Origin of the sequence: Pseudomonas beijingensis (genome assembly GCF_030687295.1) — a bacterium.
In the GTDB taxonomy this organism is placed as follows: Bacteria; Pseudomonadota; Gammaproteobacteria; order Pseudomonadales; family Pseudomonadaceae; genus Aquipseudomonas; species Aquipseudomonas beijingensis.
Genome location: NZ_CP117425.1, coordinates 3,388,358 through 3,404,640 on the forward strand (window position 1 = coordinate 3,388,358; position 16,283 = coordinate 3,404,640).

A 16,283-nucleotide genomic window follows, 5' to 3' on the forward strand; every position below is an offset into this window, starting at 1 on the left:
CCCTGGATTTACGCCAGCTTCAATTCCCGCGCGGCGATGACCGTTCATCTGTGCTAGCATGCCGGGCTCGGCTATTTCCAGGCTGTGGATGATCATTCGTCCCGGTGGCAAAGACCCCGAATAACCCTGATTTGAATCCCAGTCACTCTGGTTCGGTTTCCCCGGTTGGCCGCAAGGCTCCTGCCGCTGTAAGGCAGGCGTTCGTCATTGAATGGCCTGGACTGGATCTTGTACTGGCTCATCCCAACCCACGTGACCTTTGGTAGGGGTCACCACTAGGAGAGGAGGCGCCATGCCAACTATTACTCTTCCCGACGGCAGTCAACGTTCGTTCGATCATCCGGTTTCCGTAGCCGAGGTCGCCGCATCCATCGGCGCGGGCTTGGCCAAGGCCACCCTGGCCGGCAAGGTCAACGGCAAGCTGGTCGACGCCAGTGACGTCATCGACAGCGACGCCACGCTGCAAATCATCACGCCCAAGGATGAAGAGGGGCTGGAGATCATTCGCCACTCCTGCGCCCACTTGGTTGGTCACGCGGTCAAGCAGCTGTACCCGAGCGCGAAGATGGTCATCGGGCCGGTCATCGACGAAGGCTTCTATTACGACATCGCCTTCGAGCGTCCTTTCACGCCGGACGACATGGCGGCCATCGAACAGCGCATGCAGCAGTTGATCGAGAAAGATTACGACGTCATCAAGAAAGTCACCCCGCGCGCCGAAGTCATCGAAGTCTTCAAGGCCCGTGGCGAGGACTACAAACTGCGTCTGGTGGAAGACATGCCGGACGAGCAGGCCATGGGCCTGTACTACCACGAAGAATACGTCGACATGTGCCGCGGCCCGCACGTGCCGAACACGCGTTTCCTGAAATCCTTCAAGCTGACCAAGCTGTCCGGCGCCTACTGGCGTGGCGATGCGAAGAACGAGCAGTTGCAGCGCGTCTATGGCACCGCCTGGGCGGACAAGAAGCAACTGGCGGCATATATCCAGCGCATCGAAGAAGCTGAGAAGCGCGATCACCGCAAGATCGGCAAGCGCCTGGGCCTGTTCCATACCCAGGAAGAGTCCCCGGGCATGGTGTTCTGGCATCCGAACGGCTGGACCCTGTACCAGGTGCTCGAGCAGTACATGCGCCAGGTCCAGCGTGAGAACGGCTACCTGGAGATCAAGACGCCGCAAGTGGTCGACCGCAGCCTGTGGGAGAAATCCGGGCACTGGGCCAACTACGCCGACAACATGTTCACCACCCAGTCGGAAAACCGCGACTACGCCATCAAGCCGATGAACTGCCCGTGCCACGTGCAGGTGTTCAACCAAGGCCTGAAAAGCTACCGCGAGCTGCCGATGCGCCTGGCCGAGTTCGGTGCCTGCCACCGCAACGAGCCGTCGGGTGCGCTGCACGGCATCATGCGCGTGCGTGCGTTTACCCAGGACGACGCGCACATCTTCTGCACCGAGGAGCAGATGCAGGCCGAATCCGCCGCCTTCATCAAGCTGACCATGGACGTCTACCGGGACTTCGGCTTCACCGAGGTCGAGATGAAGCTGTCCACTCGTCCGGAAAAACGCGTGGGCTCCGACGAGTTGTGGGATCGCGCCGAAGCGGCCCTGGCCGCCGCCCTCGATAGCGCGGGCCTTGCGTATGACCTGCAGCCTGGCGAGGGGGCTTTCTACGGGCCGAAGATCGAGTTCTCGCTGAAAGATTGCCTTGGTCGCGTGTGGCAGTGTGGTACCCTGCAGCTCGATTTTAACCTGCCGATCCGTCTTGGCGCCGAATACGTGTCCGAAGACAACAGCCGCAAGCACCCGGTCATGCTTCACCGCGCGATCCTCGGTTCGTTCGAGCGTTTCGTCGGGATTCTGATCGAACACTACGAGGGTGCGTTCCCCGCGTGGCTGGCGCCGACCCAGGCAGTGATCATGAATATCACTGATAAACAGGCAGATTTTGCCGCCGAAGTCGAAAAAACTCTCAACCAAAGCGGATTTCGTGCCAAGTCCGACTTGAGAAATGAAAAGATCGGCTTTAAAATCCGCGAGCATACTTTGCTCAAGGTTCCCTTTCTCTTGGTTATTGGAGATCGGGAGGTCGAGATGCAGACTGTCGCTGTGCGTACTCGTGAAGGTGCTGACCTGGGCTCGATGCCCGTCGCCGAATTCGCTGAGTTTCTCGCGCAAGCGGTTTCCCGGCGTGGTCGCCCAGATTTGGAGTAATTATTATTAAGCGTGAAATGAGACAAGATAAACGAGCTGCACCGAAAGGCCCGATCAACGAGAATATCTCGGCACGCGAGGTTCGGTTAATTGGCGCTGACGGCGAGCAGATTGGCATCGTCTCGATTGATGAAGCGCTTCGTATTGCTGAAGAAGCCAAGCTTGATCTGGTAGAAATTTCCGCAGACGCAGTCCCACCGGTTTGCCGGGTGATGGACTACGGCAAGTCGATCTTCGAGAAGAAGAAGCAGATTGCCGCGGCGAAGAAAAACCAGAAGCAGATTCAGGTAAAAGAAATCAAGTTTCGTCCAGGGACGGAGGAAGGGGATTACCAGGTAAAACTGCGCAACCTGGTACGTTTCCTGAGTGATGGGGACAGGGCCAAGGTATCCTTGCGATTCCGCGGCCGTGAGATGGCCCACCAGGAGCTGGGGATGGAACTCCTCAAGCGGGTTGAACAAGACCTGCTCGAGTACGGTTCGGTCGAACAGCATCCTAAGATGGAAGGACGCCAGCTGATCATGGTCATCGCCCCGAAAAAGAAGAAGTAATCACCAGGGCACGGCAGGCCTTGCGATTATGTTTATCAACTGAATGCGGAGTATCCGAACATGCCAAAGATGAAGACCAAAAGTGGTGCTGCTAAGCGGTTTCTGAAAACTGCTAACGGTATCAAGCACAAGCACGCTTTCAAGAGCCACATCCTGACCAAAATGTCGACCAAGCGTAAGCGTCAACTGCGCGGTAGCAGCTTGCTGCATCCGTCTGACGTGGCAAAAGTCGAGCGCATGCTGCGCCTTCGTTAATTTTTGGATCAAGAATAGAGGAAGTAACTCATGGCTCGTGTAAAGCGTGGCGTCATTGCCCGTAAGCGTCACAAGAAAATTCTGAAACTTGCTAAAGGCTACTACGGCGCGCGCTCCCGCGTATTCCGTGTTGCCAAGCAAGCGGTAATCAAGGCAGGCCAATACGCCTACCGTGACCGTCGTCAGAAAAAACGTCAGTTCCGCGCTCTGTGGATCGCTCGTATCAACGCTGGTGCTCGTGTTAACGGTCTGTCCTACAGCCGTTTCATCGCTGGCCTGAAAAAAGCGTCCATCGAGATCGACCGTAAGGTTCTGGCTGATCTGGCAGTGAACGAAAAAGCGGCGTTTGCTGCGATTGTCGAGAAAGCTAAAGCCACCTTGGCTTAAGTACCCCCGGCAGTCACCAGGGCTCACCTCTGTGGGCCCAGGTGTCAAACGTCATAAATAGGGGAAGAGCCTTAAAGCTCTTCCCCTATTTTGTATCTGGAGTCTGTACATGGAAAACCTGGACGCGCTGGTCGCTCAAGCACTAGAGGCTGTGCAAAGCGCTGAAGATATCAATGCCCTGGAGCAAATCCGGGTTCACTACCTTGGCAAGAAGGGCGAGTTGACTCAGGTGATGAAGACCCTGGGGAACCTGCCAGCCGAAGAGCGTCCGCAGGTCGGTGCGCTGATCAACGTTGCCAAGGAGCGTGTCACAGAAGTCCTCAATGCGCGCAAGGCGTTGTTCGAGGAGGCGGATCTGGCTTCCAAGCTCGCCGCCGAGTCCATCGACGTGACCCTGCCTGGCCGTGGCCAGACTTCCGGTGGCCTGCATCCGGTAACCCGGACCCTGGAACGCATCGAGCAGTTCTTCACCCACATCGGCTACGGCATTGCCGAAGGCCCTGAGGTCGAAGACGACTACCACAACTTCGAGGCGCTCAACATCCCAGGCCATCACCCGGCCCGGTCGATGCACGACACCTTCTATTTCAATGCGAACATGCTGTTGCGCACCCATACCTCGCCGGTACAGGTCCGCACCATGGAATCGCAGCAGCCGCCGATCCGCATCGTCTGCCCAGGCCGTGTGTACCGCAGCGACTCCGATATCACCCCACTCGCCGATGTTCCACCAGGTCGAAGGCCTGCTGGTTGATCGCGACATCAATTTCGCCGACCTGAAAGGCACTATCGAAGAGTTCCTGCGGGTGTTCTTCGAAAAAGAACTGGCCGTGCGTTTCCGTCCTTCGTACTTCCCATTCACCGAGCCGTCGGCTGAAGTCGACATGGAATGCGTGATGTGCAGCGGCAAAGGCTGCCGCGTCTGCAAGCAGACTGGCTGGCTGGAAGTCATGGGCTGCGGCATGGTTCACCCGAACGTGCTGCGCATGTCCGGGATCGATCCGGAAGAATTCTCGGGGCTTTGCTTTCGGCATGGGCGTCGAGCGCCTGGCCATGCTGCGTTACGGTGTGAATGACTTGCGCCTGTTCTTCGACAACGACTTGCGATTCCTTGCGCAATTTCGCTAGGTCGCTAGTCCGTAACGAATCTATTAGGAGAGCAGGATGAAATTCAGTGAACAATGGCTGCGCGGCTGGGTAAGCCCGCAGGTAAGTCGGGACGAGCTGGTTGCTCGCCTGTCGATGGCCGGCCTTGAGGTCGATAGCGTAACGCCGGCCGCCGGTGATTTCAGTGGCGTGGTGGTGGGTGAGGTGCTGGGCACCGAGCAGCACCCGGACGCTGACAAACTGCGGGTTTGTCAGGTCAGCAATGGTGCGGAAACCTTCCAAGTCGTCTGCGGCGCGCCCAACGTGCGCCCGGGCCTGAAGATTCCGTTCGCCATGATCGGCGCTGAACTGCCGGGCGACTTCAAGATCAAGAAAGCCAAGCTGCGTGGCGTCGAGTCCAACGGCATGCTGTGTTCACAGGCCGAGCTGCAGGTTGGCGAAGGCAACGATGGCTTGATGGAGCTTCCAGCTGATGCGCCGGTGGGCCAAGACATCCGTGAATACCTGGGCCTGGACGATGCAAGCATTGAGGTCGACCTGACGCCGAACCGCGGCGACTGCCTGTCCCTGGCCGGCCTGGCCCGTGAAGTCGGCGCGTTGTATGCCGCCCCCGTGACGCGTCCAGTGGTCGCGACCGTGCCGGCCGTGCATGACGAAGTGCGTTCGATTGAAGTCCTGGCGCCGGCGGCGTGCCCGCGTTACCTGGGCCGTGTGATCCGTAACGTCGATCTGTCCAAGCCGACGCCGCTGTGGATGGTGGAGCGCCTGCGTCGCGCCGACGTGCGCAGCATCGACGCAGCCGTGGACATCACCAACTATGTGATGCTGGAGCTGGGTCAACCGCTGCATGCGTTCGATCTCGCCGAGATCAACGGCGGCATCCGCGTACGCATGGCCGAAGAGGGTGAGAAGCTGGTGCTGCTCGACGGCCAGGAAGTGACCCTGCGCAGCGACACCCTGGTAATTGCCGACCACGCCCGCGCCTTGGCGATTGCCGGCGTAATGGGCGGCGAGCACAGTGGCGTATCCGCCACGACCCGCGATGTATTCCTGGAAAGCGCGTTCTTCGACCAGATCGCCGTCGCTGGCAAGGCGCGTTCCTATGGCTTGCACACCGACGCCTCGCACCGCTACGAGCGTGGTGTGGATTGGCAGCTGGCCCGTGAAGCCATGGAGCGCGCCACTGGCCTGCTGCTGGAAATCGCTGGCGGTGAAGCCGGCCCGATCATCGAGACCGTCAGCGAACAGCACCTGCCCAAGATTGCACCGGTCACCCTGCGTGCCCAGCGCATCACTCAGATGCTGGGCATGGAAATGGCCCCGGCCGAAGTCGAACGCCTGCTCAGTGCTTTGGGCCTGAACATCAACGCCGACGGGGCAGGGCAGTGGCGCGTCGAAGTGCCAAGCCATCGCTTCGATATCAGCCTGGAAGTCGACCTGATCGAAGAACTGGCCCGCCTGTACGGCTACAACCGCCTACCGGTTCGCTACCCGCAAGCGCGCCTGGCCCCACAGGCCAAGGCTGAAGCCCGTAGCGACCTGCCTGAACTGCGCCGCCTGCTGGTGGCCCGTGGGTATCAGGAAGCGATCACCTACAGCTTCATCGATCCACGCCAGTTCGAGCTGTTCAATCCGGGCGTCGAGCCGCTGTTGCTGGCCAACCCGATTTCCAATGACATGGCCGCCATGCGCTCGTCCCTGTGGCCGGGCCTGGTCAAGTCGCTCCAGCACAACCTGAACCGCCAGCAGGATCGCGTGCGTCTGTTCGAAAGCGGCCTGCGTTTTGTCGGTCAGTTGGAAGGCTTGAAGCAAGAGCCGATGCTGGCCGGTGTCGTCTGTGGCAGTCGCCTGCCGGAAGGCTGGGCGCAAGGTCGCGATGTCGTCGATTTCTTCGACGTCAAGGCTGACGTCGAAGCGGTGCTGGGCTTCGCCGGCGCACTCGACGCGTTCACGTTCGTACCGGGCAAGCATCCTGCGTTGCACCCGGGGCAGACCGCACGCATTGAGCGGGACGGGCGCGAAGTCGGCTATGTGGGCGCTATTCACCCTGAACTGGCGAAAACCCTCGGCCTTGATCGTCCGGTATTCGTCTTCGAGCTGGTCTTGGCCGAAGTGGCCCAGGGGAAAATGCCGAAATTCCAGGAGTTATCGCGCTTTCCTGAAGTGCGGCGTGACCTGGCGTTGCTGGCCGATCGCGACGTTGCTTCCAGCGCTGTGCTGGACGTAATCCGTGAAAATGCAGGCGAATGGCTCACGGACCTCAGGCTATTTGACGTGTATCAGGGTAAAGGCATTGATCCGCATAGAAAAAGCCTTGCAGTCGGCTTGACCTGGCAGCATCCATCGCGCACTCTTAATGACGATGAGGTGAATACCGCAACGCAGAACATCCTCACCTCGCTCGAAAACAGGTTGAACGCCACGTTAAGGAAGTGACGTATGGGGGCTCTGACGAAAGCTGAGATGGCGGAACGTCTGTATGAGGAGCTGGGCCTGAATAAACGGGAGGCCAAAGAATTGGTCGAACTGTTTTTCGAAGAAATCAGGCACGCTCTGGAAGACAACGAACAGGTCAAATTGTCCGGTTTCGGCAATTTCGACCTTCGGGACAAACGCCAGCGGCCTGGCCGCAATCCGAAAACGGGAGAAGAAATCCCGATCACGGCTCGCCGTGTGGTCACCTTTCGTCCAGGGCAGAAGTTGAAGGCCCGAGTTGAGGCTTATGCTGGAACCAAGTCATAACGACGAACTACCCGTCATCCCGGGCAAACGCTACTTCACCATTGGTGAAGTCAGCGAGCTGTGTGCGGTAAAACCGCACGTGCTGCGCTATTGGGAGCAGGAGTTTCCTCAACTCAACCCGGTCAAGCGCCGCGGAAACCGCCGGTATTATCAGCGACAAGACGTACTGATGATCCGGCAGATCCGCGCGCTGCTGTACGACCAAGGGTTCACCATCGGCGGCGCGCGCTTGCGCCTCTCCGGTGATGAGGCCAAGGACGATACAACCCAGTACAAACAGATGATCCGCCAGATGATCGCCGAGCTCGAAGATGTGCTGGTGGTGCTCAAGAAATAAATTTCTGCTTTTAAATCTTCCAGTTTTCAAAAGCTTGCGATATATTCCTGAGCGTTCCGTTGAGAAGCGGAACAAGATTCACGCCTAGTCGGGGCGTAGCGCAGTCCGGTAGCGCACTAGCATGGGGTGCTAGGGGTCGAGTGTTCGAATCACTCCGTCCCGACCATATTTTGAAAGGGGATCAAGCCATTCACTGGCTTGGTCCCCTTTTTCGTTTCAGGCTGCGCAAAATCTGCAAAGGCCTCCAAAGCCAGGTTAGCAACCTGGACCCACCCTTTTCATGGGTGGTCGATACCGTATTCTTCCCCTTCGAATATCAGTACAGCTGCAACCTCTAAGCGCCAGCGATTCTTACGTGCCGGGGGATTTGTGGTTACTGTTGGCGTTGCTTCGTGGCTAGGTCGGTCCGCGAACCAGTATCCAGACAGAGCGCTTTTCTAAAGTAGAGGGATCCTCATGAAAGCCGTAGTTTACGAAGCCTTTTCTCAACCCCCTCGTTTAATGACGGTCGAGGACCCGACCCCCGAGCATCACGGTGTGGTGGTTCAAGTCCTTGGCACGGGCGTATGCCGAAGCGACTGGCATGGCTGGAAAGGTCACGATCCTGACATTCGGCTGCCCCATGTGCCCGGTCACGAACTGGCGGGAATCGTGGCGCAGGTGGGGCGGGATGTCACCCGATGGAAGGTGGGTGATCGCATTACCGTGCCTTTTGTCGGTGGCTGTGGCGCGTGTCCGGAATGCAATAGCGGCAACCAGCAGGTGTGCCACAGCCAGTTTCAGCCGGGTTTCACCCATTGGGGTTCTTTCGCCGAGTATGTGGGGATTCACAAGGCGGATTTGAACCTGGTTGCGCTGCCGGAAAACATGGACTTCGCCACGGCGGCGAGCCTGGGTTGTCGCTTCGTCACGTCGTTTCGTGCGGTTGTCGATCAAGGCAAGGTCACGGCGGGCCAGTGGGTGGCGGTTCATGGCTGTGGTGGTGTGGGGTTGTCCGCGGTGATGATTGCTCATGCTATCGGGGCGAATGTTATTGCCATCGATATCTGCGACGATAAGCTCAAGCTTGCCCAGTCGCTCGGTGCCGTCGCGATGGTCAACGCAAGCCGTGTGGCGGATGTCACCGAGGCGGTGCTTGAGATCACGAAGGGCGGCGCTCACGTCTCCCTGGATGCCCTGGGTCATCCAGCAACCTGCTTCAACTCCATCAATAATCTGAGGCGTCGTGGCAGGCATGTCCAGGTCGGTTTGATGCTGGCCGATCACAGCACGCCGGCAATCCCAATGAGCAAGGTCATTGCCTACGAGCTGGAGATCTGTGGCAGCCATGGCATGCAGGCTCACCGTTACGGCGCGATGATGGAAATGATCGCGTCCGGCAAGTTGGCGCCTGAAAAACTGGTGGGCAAGACCATCAGCCTCGAACAGTCCATTGACGCGCTGATGAACATGGATCGGTTTGACACGGCAGGGGTTACGGTCGTGACACAGTTCTGACTGAGATCGGCCACGTTCTTCACGGTAATTTCAGGTCGACGAACGCTCAGCCCCACCTATCAAAAGCACCTGCCTGCCCAGGCCTAAGGGTAGGCAGGCGAGGGGCTCGACCATCTTTTATATCAGAAAGATATATAAATAATAGGAAATTGTCTTAATAGATATAGGACAAGGGCCTGCCAAAATAATATCCTAATTGAAAGAAAATAATTTCGCAATCCGAAAAAATCAAAAAGAGCGAAAAAAATGATCAAGACTCCGAAACGGTCAGAAGACGGTTCCGACCCGACCCAGGGTTGGGATGAAAAGAAGGCTCGAAGTACCGTGCAATCCTTGGCCAAGGGGTTTCGCGTACTGGAGTCGTTCACTGCCGAAAACGATGAGTTGACCTTGAGTCAGATCGCCGCGACGGCCGATCTCGATCCTGGTACGACTTTTCGCATGCTCAATACGTTGGTGGATTTGGGGTATGTCTCCAGAATTCCGGAAAGCCGTCGTTTTGCGTTGACGCTCAAGGTGCTGGATCTGGGCTTTCATGCCATCGCCCGGACTGATTTGCGCAGCATTGTGCGGCCTATACTCCGAGGCCTGGTCAGTGAAACCAGCGAGGCTGCCAGCTTTGCCGTCCTGCAGGGCGCCGATGTGCTTTACCTGGAGCGGGTACGGGCGGGCATCACCCGGTTGGGCGTGGATATCCGCATCGGCACCACGGTGCCTGCAACCCAGACGGCCATCGGCCAGTCGATCCTTGCCTTCCTGCCGGAGCAACAGGTCCAGAAAGTCCAGGCGCTCACGCCGACCACGCCCTTCATCATGAAACCCCATGCGCTTGAACGTCCCCTGGCGGAGTTGCTTGGGCAAATTCGCGACGATGGTTTCGTCTTGACCGAATCTTTGTTCACCGATGGACTGAGAATTCTCGCGGTCCCCGTGCTGGACATCGATGGATATCCGGTGGGGGCGATCAGCATTGCCGCTCCTTCGGTCCGGTGTACGGCGGACGAGCTTAAAAACCGTGCACTTAGTTCCACCCTGGAAGCCGCCAAGGACATTGGTAAGGCATTGGAGGCCAATGGAAGTATCGGCTCGAACTTCTAAACGTTAGTCATGATTACACGGGTTCACGCTAAAGCCCGTTAATGATCTCAATGAACTTCAAGCATTGTGAAATTCACACTGCTCGCACCTGCACGCCCCGACAATATTGACAATAAGAAGGAAGTGCCATGTTGATGCAAAACTTAGAAACAGAGCCTGTGGCTGAAGGGCTTAAAAGCCAAGCGAATATCAGTGCGAGACTTGAACGTTTGCCTATTACCCGGCAGGTCTTCTGGGCCAGGAATATTATTGGTGCCGCCACATTCTTTGATGGTTATACCGTCATCGCGATTGCCTATGCGATGCCGGTATTGGCCAAGGAATGGAACCTGACCGCGACCCAGATCGGCATGATTTTATCGTTCGGTTACCTGGGGCAGTTGTTAGGGGCGGTGTTCTTTGGTTGGCTGGCTGAACGTATCGGGCGGATGAAGGTACTGACGTTCACCATTCTTCTCTTCGTTGCCATGGATGTGGCCTGTCTGTTCGCCTGGAGCGCCGGGTCGATGATTCTGTTTCGTTTTCTGCAAGGCATCGGCACGGGAGGCGAGGTGCCGGTCGCCAGCGCTTATGTCAATGAGCTGATCGGATCGAAAAAGCGCGGCAAGTTTTTTCTGCTCTATGAAGTCATGTTCCTGCTCGGGCTGGTCGGTGCGGGCATCATTGGCTACCTGCTGGTACCGATCTACGGCTGGAAGGCCATGTTCGCCGTGGGCCTTGTCCCTGCCACGATTTTGATCCCGCTGCGCTTCTTTCTCTTCGAGTCGCCACGCTGGCTGGCCTCCAAAGGTCGATTGCAAGAAGCTGATCGCATTGTGACGCGCCTGGAAAACAGCGTGTTGAAAGCCGGCAAGCAACTTGCGCCCGCCGTAGAGGTGCCGCAGCTCGCAAAACCTGGTGGTACTCAAGGTTGGCGTGAGCTATTCCATGGCATGTATTTCAAACGGTCCATGGTCATCTGGGCAATGTGGTTTGGTGCCTACATGGTTGCCAATGGCTTGATCACCTGGTTGCCAACGCTTTATCGCCAACATTTCAATCTGCCGCTGGACACCAGTTTGGCTTACGGTTTCATCACGTCGGGGGCCGGCGTGGTTGCAGCCGTCATCTGCGCCTTGTTGATCGACAGGTTCGGTCGCCGCCGCTGGTATATGGGGGCCTTGTTCCTGGCTGCAATTCCCTTGTCAGTCCTGGCGCTGACCGGCGCGACATCACCCTTGCAGATCCTGCTTCTGGCCGGCCTCGGATACGCAATGGTGCAAACCGTCACGTTCTCACTTTATCTGTACTCGGCAGAGCTTTATCCCACCCGCCTTCGTGCGTTGGGTACCGGGTTGGGCAGTGCCTGGTTGCGCCTGGGGTCCGCCACGGGGCCGTTGGTGGTAGGACTCACCGTGTCCAGTGTCGGTGTGCATTATGTGTTTGGAATATTCGCAGTGATATTAATCATCACCGGCTGTGTCACTGCATTGTTTGCTGTTGAAACCAAGGGGCGAATACTGGAGGAACTTTCGCCTTGATAAGCGTTACGCCTGATCATTGATTAATTAGCTGCACACGTAATCTCCAATAAACCCCAAGTGATACTTGATTGTATGGCTTGCGTTCCTGCACGCGTCAGTTGCGGACACTTAGTAAACCAGAGGAAAGAAAATGAGTACTAAGAACACGATTGATCTCAAAGGTCTGGTACCGGCTCCAGTCACTCCGTTTACCCGCGATGGCAAGGTCGACTATGACGCGATTCAGAAGTTGGGTTCCTGGCTGGGTAGCTTTGATGGCGTCAAGGGCTTGGTGGTGTTGGGTCATGCGGGCGAGGGTACATTCCTGACCCAGGCCGAGCAGGCCTTGGTGATTCAGAGCTTTAAGGAATCGGTGGGCGGGCGGATCCCGATCATCGCCGGTATTACCGGGGGAAGGCACCCAAGTGGCCGCCGAGGAAGCCCAGCGCGCCGTCGATGCGGGTGCCAGTGCGGGCCTGGTTTATCCCTCCCATGGCTGGTTGCGTTTCGGTTACCAGAAGGGGGCCGCACAAGATCGCTACCGGGCGATTTACGAGCACAGCGGTCTGCCTCTGATCCTGTTCCAATATCCAGACGTGACCAAGGCCACCTACGACCTGGAAACCCAGTTGGACATCGCCAGGCAGCCAGGGGTTTTCGCCATGAAGAACGGCGTGCGCAACATGCGCCGTTGGGACACTGAGATCCCGGTGGTACGTCGTGAGGTTCCGGACCTGCAGATTCTCACCTGCCACGACGAGTACCTGTTGCACACCATGTTCGATGTGGACGGGGCACTGGTGGGCTACGGCAGCCTGACGCCTGAGCCGTTGATCGAGTTGATTGCCGCCGGCAAGCGCAGGGACTATCCGGCCGCTCGTGCCATCCACGACAAATTGCTGCCAGTCACCCGCAACGTCTACCACCGTGGCTCCCACATGGAAGGCACCGTGGGCGCTCAAGCATGGCCTGGTGGCGCGCGGCATTCTGGACCACGCCACGGTGCGTTCGCCGTTGCTGCCGCTGGCGGAAGGTGCGGATCGCGAAATCGCCGACGCCTTGCGCTCCGCTGGTCTGATCTGACCCGAGGAGGGGCGCTAACCAGGCGCCCCTCCTGCTGTGCCTGGCCGAACAAGGTTCCGTGATCTGGGGCCCTTTTTGCTCCATTCGCACCGACTGAAATATCCGATCCAATCTTCGATCAGCTCCATCCCTCCGGCGATTCGACAAGTCGTTTCCCGAGGGAGAGCAGACCGCGTGTGCCCTTCAATAACAACAACAGGGGAATCATGGTCGTGAAAACAATAACGCTGCGTCTCGCTGGCATTTTACTGTGCGTCGGCTTGCTGTCGCCTCGGGTGTTCGCCCAGGGTTTGGTTGACGACAGCAAGGCAACGCTGACCCTCAGAAACTTCTTCTTCGAACGTCATTTCACTGCGCCTGATGCCGCACAAGGCCAGGCACGGGAGTGGACACAGAGCTTTATTTTCGATCTTCGATCCGGCTTTACCTCCGGTACCGTTGGCGTGGGTGCCGACGTATTGGGCAAGTATGCCGTCAAGTTGGACGGCGGCGCCGGGCGTTACGGTGCGTTGTTATTACCTAAGGATGGTGATGGGGATCCGGCGGGTAGCTTCGGCCGGCTTGGAGTCGCCCTTAAAGCGAAAATTTCCGCCACCGAATTGAAAGTGGGTGAATGGATGCCCAACCTGCCGATTATCACCGCTGACGACTTCCGGGCGTTGCCACAAACGTTCGAAGGGACGCAGTTGTCTTCGCAGGATGTGAAGTACTGGACGCTGTTCGCCGGGCAATTCAAAAAAACCAGCTTGCGTAATGATTCCTCCATGGAGGATCTGGCTTTCGGTAGCGCTCACAGCGACGCGTTCAACTATCTGGGGGCCGACTACCGTTCAGCGTCTAAAAACAGCACATTTCGTCTATGGAGTGGGCAGCTAAAGGACATCTATCAGCAGCACTATGTCGGTCTGAACCAGCGCTGGTCGTTATCCCCAAGCGTCACCTTGAACACGAACCTGGGTTATTTCTGGGGCAAGGACGACGGTGCAGCCAAGGCTGGCCGTTTGGATAATCGCACGGCGTCATTGATGATCGGCCTGGGCGTCGAGCAGCATACGTTCAGTCTTGGTTGGCAGCAGGTCAGCGGTGAGACGGGCTGGATGAGAGTCTCCGGTACTGGAGGTATCTACCTGGCGAACAATACGTTCAACCATGCCTTTGACAACCCGGGGGAGCGATCCTGGCAGTTGCGCTACGATCTGGATTTCGCCGGTTATGGCGTTCCGGGGTTGTCATTGATGACCCGTTATGTCCACGGCGACGACGTCAGGTTACAACGCGTCGAGGACGGTTCGGAGTGGGTGCGTGAGAGTGAGCTTGGGTATGTGGTGCAAAGCGGTCGACTAAAAAATCTGGCTTTGCGTTGGCGAAATGCAAGTGTGCGCCGTGGATTCAATAGTGCGGATTACGATGAGAATCGTGTGATCATCAGTTATCCCTTGGGGATTCTTTAAGATCATTTGCTCTGAGCGATTCCCCGATAATGCGCTTCATCAACTTCGGTCAGGGTCGCATAACCGTCGTAGTGGTAGATTCGGTGCCTGTCTCGGGCATAGCGGTCCGTCAGGAATTCGAAGCTGGCCAGGTCGATACGCTTGGCGCTCAGCGGGCGTCGGTGGCAGAACAACTTGCGCGTGCCCAGTTGCAGGAAATCGGGATGGGGCACGCGGACTTCATCGGGGTCGAACACCACATCCAACGGTTTGCCTTCCGAGAAGATCAGGGTAGGGCTGACGGCATAGGTGCCGAGAATGCGGGTCTCAGAGGGGGGTAGCCGTTTTTTCGCCTCGCCGTAGTAATACAGCGCATCCCGATCCTTGGCCCAACCATGCCCACAGGACTCGAAAGTGGCCGCGTGGGCCTTACGAATCGGTTCGGGGGGATGATAGAAAACCCGGTGGCAGAACACGGTTTTGCCGTCTGTCAGGTAGGGCGACCCGAGTGAGCGGAAGTGCTCCGCGGGTTCTTGGGAAAACCGTTCGGGCACTTCCGTTTGCGCGTTATGAAACGGGATCAGATACAAGCCCTGGGCATCGCCGCACAGGTGCGTGTCGAGCAATCTGAAACTCGCTGCGTCCAGCCCGTTGATCACGCGTCCATGGAAATACACTTGGTCGCCCAGTTCAAAACCGAGACCGATGGCCCGTAACGGCAGCGTTTCCGTGTGCGTTTGCGCGGCCTCAGTCGTTGTCTGCAAACGGTGCCACCAATAACCTTCCAACTGCGGATGGGCTTCGAAGTAAGGAGCCCACGCCTTTTGCATGGCCGCATCGATGATGCCGCCAGAGCCCAGTGGGCCGTGCTTGTCACCTGCCAGCACAGGGGAGTAATCCTGGTCATTGCGACAAAGCTGGGTCACGACGAAGCTTTCCGCGTCGACATCGAGGCGTTTCTGGCGCCTGTAGACGTGCTGGTGATCACGGTAATAGTCGAAACCCAAGTGGCGAAAACTCGGGCCATGGGCGTCACGCAAGCGGGTCCCGGCGGCGTAGACGAAACTGTCGTCCACGGCAAAATAGTCATCCTCGTATTCAGCGGCGCTGACCACGCGGCCGTACTCATCGAACGCCGGCTGCCTGCACTTGAGCAGGTGGAAATCGCCAACGTAGCGGATGGTCTTGCCAGTCAGGTAATAGGCGCGTTGCTTGTCCTTGGCGTAGCGTTCGTTAAGCACGGTGAAGGTCGCCAAGTCGGCATTGTCGATGCGGTAGAAGTATTCATAGGAAATGCTCGAACCTTGCTGTGCTTGCACGATGATCGACTGCCCATCGGTGCCCCAGCGATGGGCGAGCATCTGGAAGTCGTCCGGATTTGCGACCGGCAGCGGCGTGCCGTCCTTCTGGTGCAGGGGCTTGAAGCCCTTGTAGACCTGATCGTCGATCACTCGATAGGACGGATGGTTGCAATACCGCACCCGCGCCGTGGCGCTGGCGATAAATTGCCCCTGCAAAAAGATATTGACCCCGTCGCTGAACAGGGCGGACGCTGAAGTTACCGAGGCGGGGGACGATGTCAGCAGGGTCAGGCTGTCGGGGCGTGCCTCGGGAATTTGGCTGATCGCGTACTCGCCGAACCAATAGGCGCCGGTTGCGTCACGCCAGTACTGGTGGCCGAGGTTTTCCAGGCCTTTGTCGAACCGAAACGGCAGGGCCTGAAGCGCGTGGTAGCCATGGCGCTCCCGGTAGGCCGGAAGCAGGTAGTAATCACGCAGGGCGTCGCGCAGGACCCAAGGGTTTCGTCGATGCCGCCACACCGGCTGACCGGCCAGCAAGGGCGAGGACGGATAATGCCCAGCGCTGGCAGCTTGGGCTAACTCGTCGGGTCGTGCGCCTTCAGGGTTGAGCATGATGTACACATCAGGCACTTGCCCGTCGCCCAGCAGCCGACCTTCCATGAACGCGAAGCCTTGATGCCATTCAAGCTGCAGCGGTTCCCAGTCAGCAATAGCCGTGTCTCTGTCTGTCATGTCGATGCGACCGGAGCGTTTGATGGTTGGCCAAGGACTACAAGTT

Annotated in this window: 13 protein-coding genes, 1 tRNA gene and 2 pseudogenes; 15 read left to right on the top strand and 1 reads right to left on the bottom strand. The window is 57.9% G+C overall.

Annotation, left to right across the window (positions count from 1 at the left end; all coding sequences use genetic code 11):
* Window positions 1–292: 292 nt before the first annotated feature.
* From thrS to PSH84_RS15470, 15 genes and pseudogenes are all read left to right on the top strand, one after another.
* Window positions 293–2,215 carry a threonine--tRNA ligase gene (gene thrS, locus PSH84_RS15400; RefSeq protein ID WP_014337550.1) on the top strand — a complete coding sequence of 641 codons (1,923 nt, stop codon included), beginning with the start codon at window positions 293–295 and terminating at the stop codon, window positions 2,213–2,215.
* Window positions 2,215–2,766, top strand: a complete 552-nt coding sequence (infC, locus tag PSH84_RS15405; RefSeq protein ID WP_305483174.1) for a translation initiation factor IF-3 — start codon at window positions 2,215–2,217, stop codon at window positions 2,764–2,766. Before thrS ends, infC begins: the two co-directional genes overlap by 1 nt.
* A 60-nt stretch (window positions 2,767–2,826) precedes the next feature.
* A complete protein-coding gene (rpmI, locus tag PSH84_RS15410; protein WP_002553160.1) occupies window positions 2,827–3,021 on the top strand; it encodes a 50S ribosomal protein L35 in 195 nt (64 codons plus the stop codon).
* A 30-nt stretch (window positions 3,022–3,051) separates the two neighbouring features.
* Window positions 3,052–3,408, top strand: a complete 357-nt coding sequence (gene rplT / locus PSH84_RS15415; RefSeq protein WP_002553161.1) for a 50S ribosomal protein L20 — start codon at window positions 3,052–3,054, stop codon at window positions 3,406–3,408.
* 109 nt (window positions 3,409–3,517) lie between these two features.
* Window positions 3,518–4,536: pseudogene (pheS, locus tag PSH84_RS15420) on the top strand (phenylalanine--tRNA ligase subunit alpha).
* 36 nt (window positions 4,537–4,572) lie between these two features.
* The gene (gene pheT, locus PSH84_RS15425; protein ID WP_305481327.1) at window positions 4,573–6,951 is read left to right on the top strand and encodes a phenylalanine--tRNA ligase subunit beta; all 2,379 of its coding nucleotides are present in this window, start codon (window positions 4,573–4,575) and stop codon (window positions 6,949–6,951) included.
* Between the two features lie 3 nt (window positions 6,952–6,954).
* Window positions 6,955–7,257 (top strand): integration host factor subunit alpha, encoded by a 303-nt coding sequence (ihfA, locus tag PSH84_RS15430; RefSeq protein ID WP_002553164.1) that lies wholly within the window; start codon window positions 6,955–6,957, stop codon window positions 7,255–7,257.
* The gene (locus PSH84_RS15435; protein WP_003179985.1) at window positions 7,238–7,594 is read left to right on the top strand and encodes a MerR family transcriptional regulator; all 357 of its coding nucleotides are present in this window, start codon (window positions 7,238–7,240) and stop codon (window positions 7,592–7,594) included. The genes ihfA and PSH84_RS15435 overlap by 20 nt, the downstream gene beginning before the upstream one ends.
* Window positions 7,595–7,683: 89 nt before the next feature.
* Window positions 7,684–7,760: transfer RNA gene (locus PSH84_RS15440), tRNA-Pro, on the top strand.
* Between the two features lie 290 nt (window positions 7,761–8,050).
* Window positions 8,051–9,091 carry a zinc-dependent alcohol dehydrogenase family protein gene (locus tag PSH84_RS15445; RefSeq protein ID WP_122568174.1) on the top strand — a complete coding sequence of 347 codons (1,041 nt, stop codon included), beginning with the start codon at window positions 8,051–8,053 and terminating at the stop codon, window positions 9,089–9,091.
* A gap of 246 nt (window positions 9,092–9,337) precedes the next feature.
* Window positions 9,338–10,189, top strand: coding sequence for an IclR family transcriptional regulator (locus PSH84_RS15450; RefSeq protein WP_122568175.1), 852 nt, complete (start codon window positions 9,338–9,340; stop codon window positions 10,187–10,189).
* Window positions 10,190–10,317: 128 nt separating this feature from the next.
* Entirely contained in the window at window positions 10,318–11,709 is a 1,392-nt protein-coding gene (locus PSH84_RS15455) for an MFS transporter (protein ID WP_305481328.1), read from the top strand.
* Window positions 11,710–11,842: 133 nt separating this feature from the next.
* Window positions 11,843–12,037 (top strand): annotated as a pseudogene (locus PSH84_RS15460) (dihydrodipicolinate synthase family protein); the annotation flags it as partial.
* Between the two features lie 79 nt (window positions 12,038–12,116).
* Complete coding sequence (locus PSH84_RS15465; protein WP_305481329.1) at window positions 12,117–12,836, top strand: dihydrodipicolinate synthase family protein; 720 nt, start codon at window positions 12,117–12,119, stop codon at window positions 12,834–12,836.
* Between the two features lie 144 nt (window positions 12,837–12,980).
* Window positions 12,981–14,225 (top strand): OprD family porin, encoded by a 1,245-nt coding sequence (locus PSH84_RS15470; protein ID WP_305483175.1) that lies wholly within the window; start codon window positions 12,981–12,983, stop codon window positions 14,223–14,225.
* 2 nt (window positions 14,226–14,227) lie between these two features.
* Here PSH84_RS15470 and PSH84_RS15475 read toward each other — a convergent pair whose 3' ends face one another.
* Window positions 14,228–16,237, bottom strand: coding sequence for a DKNYY domain-containing protein (locus PSH84_RS15475; RefSeq protein WP_305481330.1), 2,010 nt, complete (start codon window positions 16,235–16,237; stop codon window positions 14,228–14,230).
* Window positions 16,238–16,283: the final 46 nt, after the last annotated feature.

What these genes read in the sequence shown, in the direction of transcription:
- PSH84_RS15435 (WP_003179985.1), top strand. Translation starts at nt 7,238, where the DNA reads ATGCTGGAACCAAGTCATAACGACGAACTACCCGTCATCCCGGGCAAA.
- PSH84_RS15470 (WP_305483175.1), top strand. Translation starts at nt 12,981, where the DNA reads ATGGTCGTGAAAACAATAACGCTGCGTCTCGCTGGCATTTTACTGTGC.
- rpmI (WP_002553160.1), top strand. Translation starts at nt 2,827, where the DNA reads ATGCCAAAGATGAAGACCAAAAGTGGTGCTGCTAAGCGGTTTCTGAAA.
- PSH84_RS15445 (WP_122568174.1), top strand. Translation starts at nt 8,051, where the DNA reads ATGAAAGCCGTAGTTTACGAAGCCTTTTCTCAACCCCCTCGTTTAATG.
- PSH84_RS15455 (WP_305481328.1), top strand. Translation starts at nt 10,318, where the DNA reads ATGTTGATGCAAAACTTAGAAACAGAGCCTGTGGCTGAAGGGCTTAAA.
- thrS (WP_014337550.1), top strand. Translation starts at nt 293, where the DNA reads ATGCCAACTATTACTCTTCCCGACGGCAGTCAACGTTCGTTCGATCAT.
- PSH84_RS15450 (WP_122568175.1), top strand. Translation starts at nt 9,338, where the DNA reads ATGATCAAGACTCCGAAACGGTCAGAAGACGGTTCCGACCCGACCCAG.
- PSH84_RS15475 (WP_305481330.1), bottom strand. Translation starts at nt 16,237, where the DNA reads ATGACAGACAGAGACACGGCTATTGCTGACTGGGAACCGCTGCAGCTT.
- ihfA (WP_002553164.1), top strand. Translation starts at nt 6,955, where the DNA reads ATGGGGGCTCTGACGAAAGCTGAGATGGCGGAACGTCTGTATGAGGAG.
- pheT (WP_305481327.1), top strand. Translation starts at nt 4,573, where the DNA reads ATGAAATTCAGTGAACAATGGCTGCGCGGCTGGGTAAGCCCGCAGGTA.
- rplT (WP_002553161.1), top strand. Translation starts at nt 3,052, where the DNA reads ATGGCTCGTGTAAAGCGTGGCGTCATTGCCCGTAAGCGTCACAAGAAA.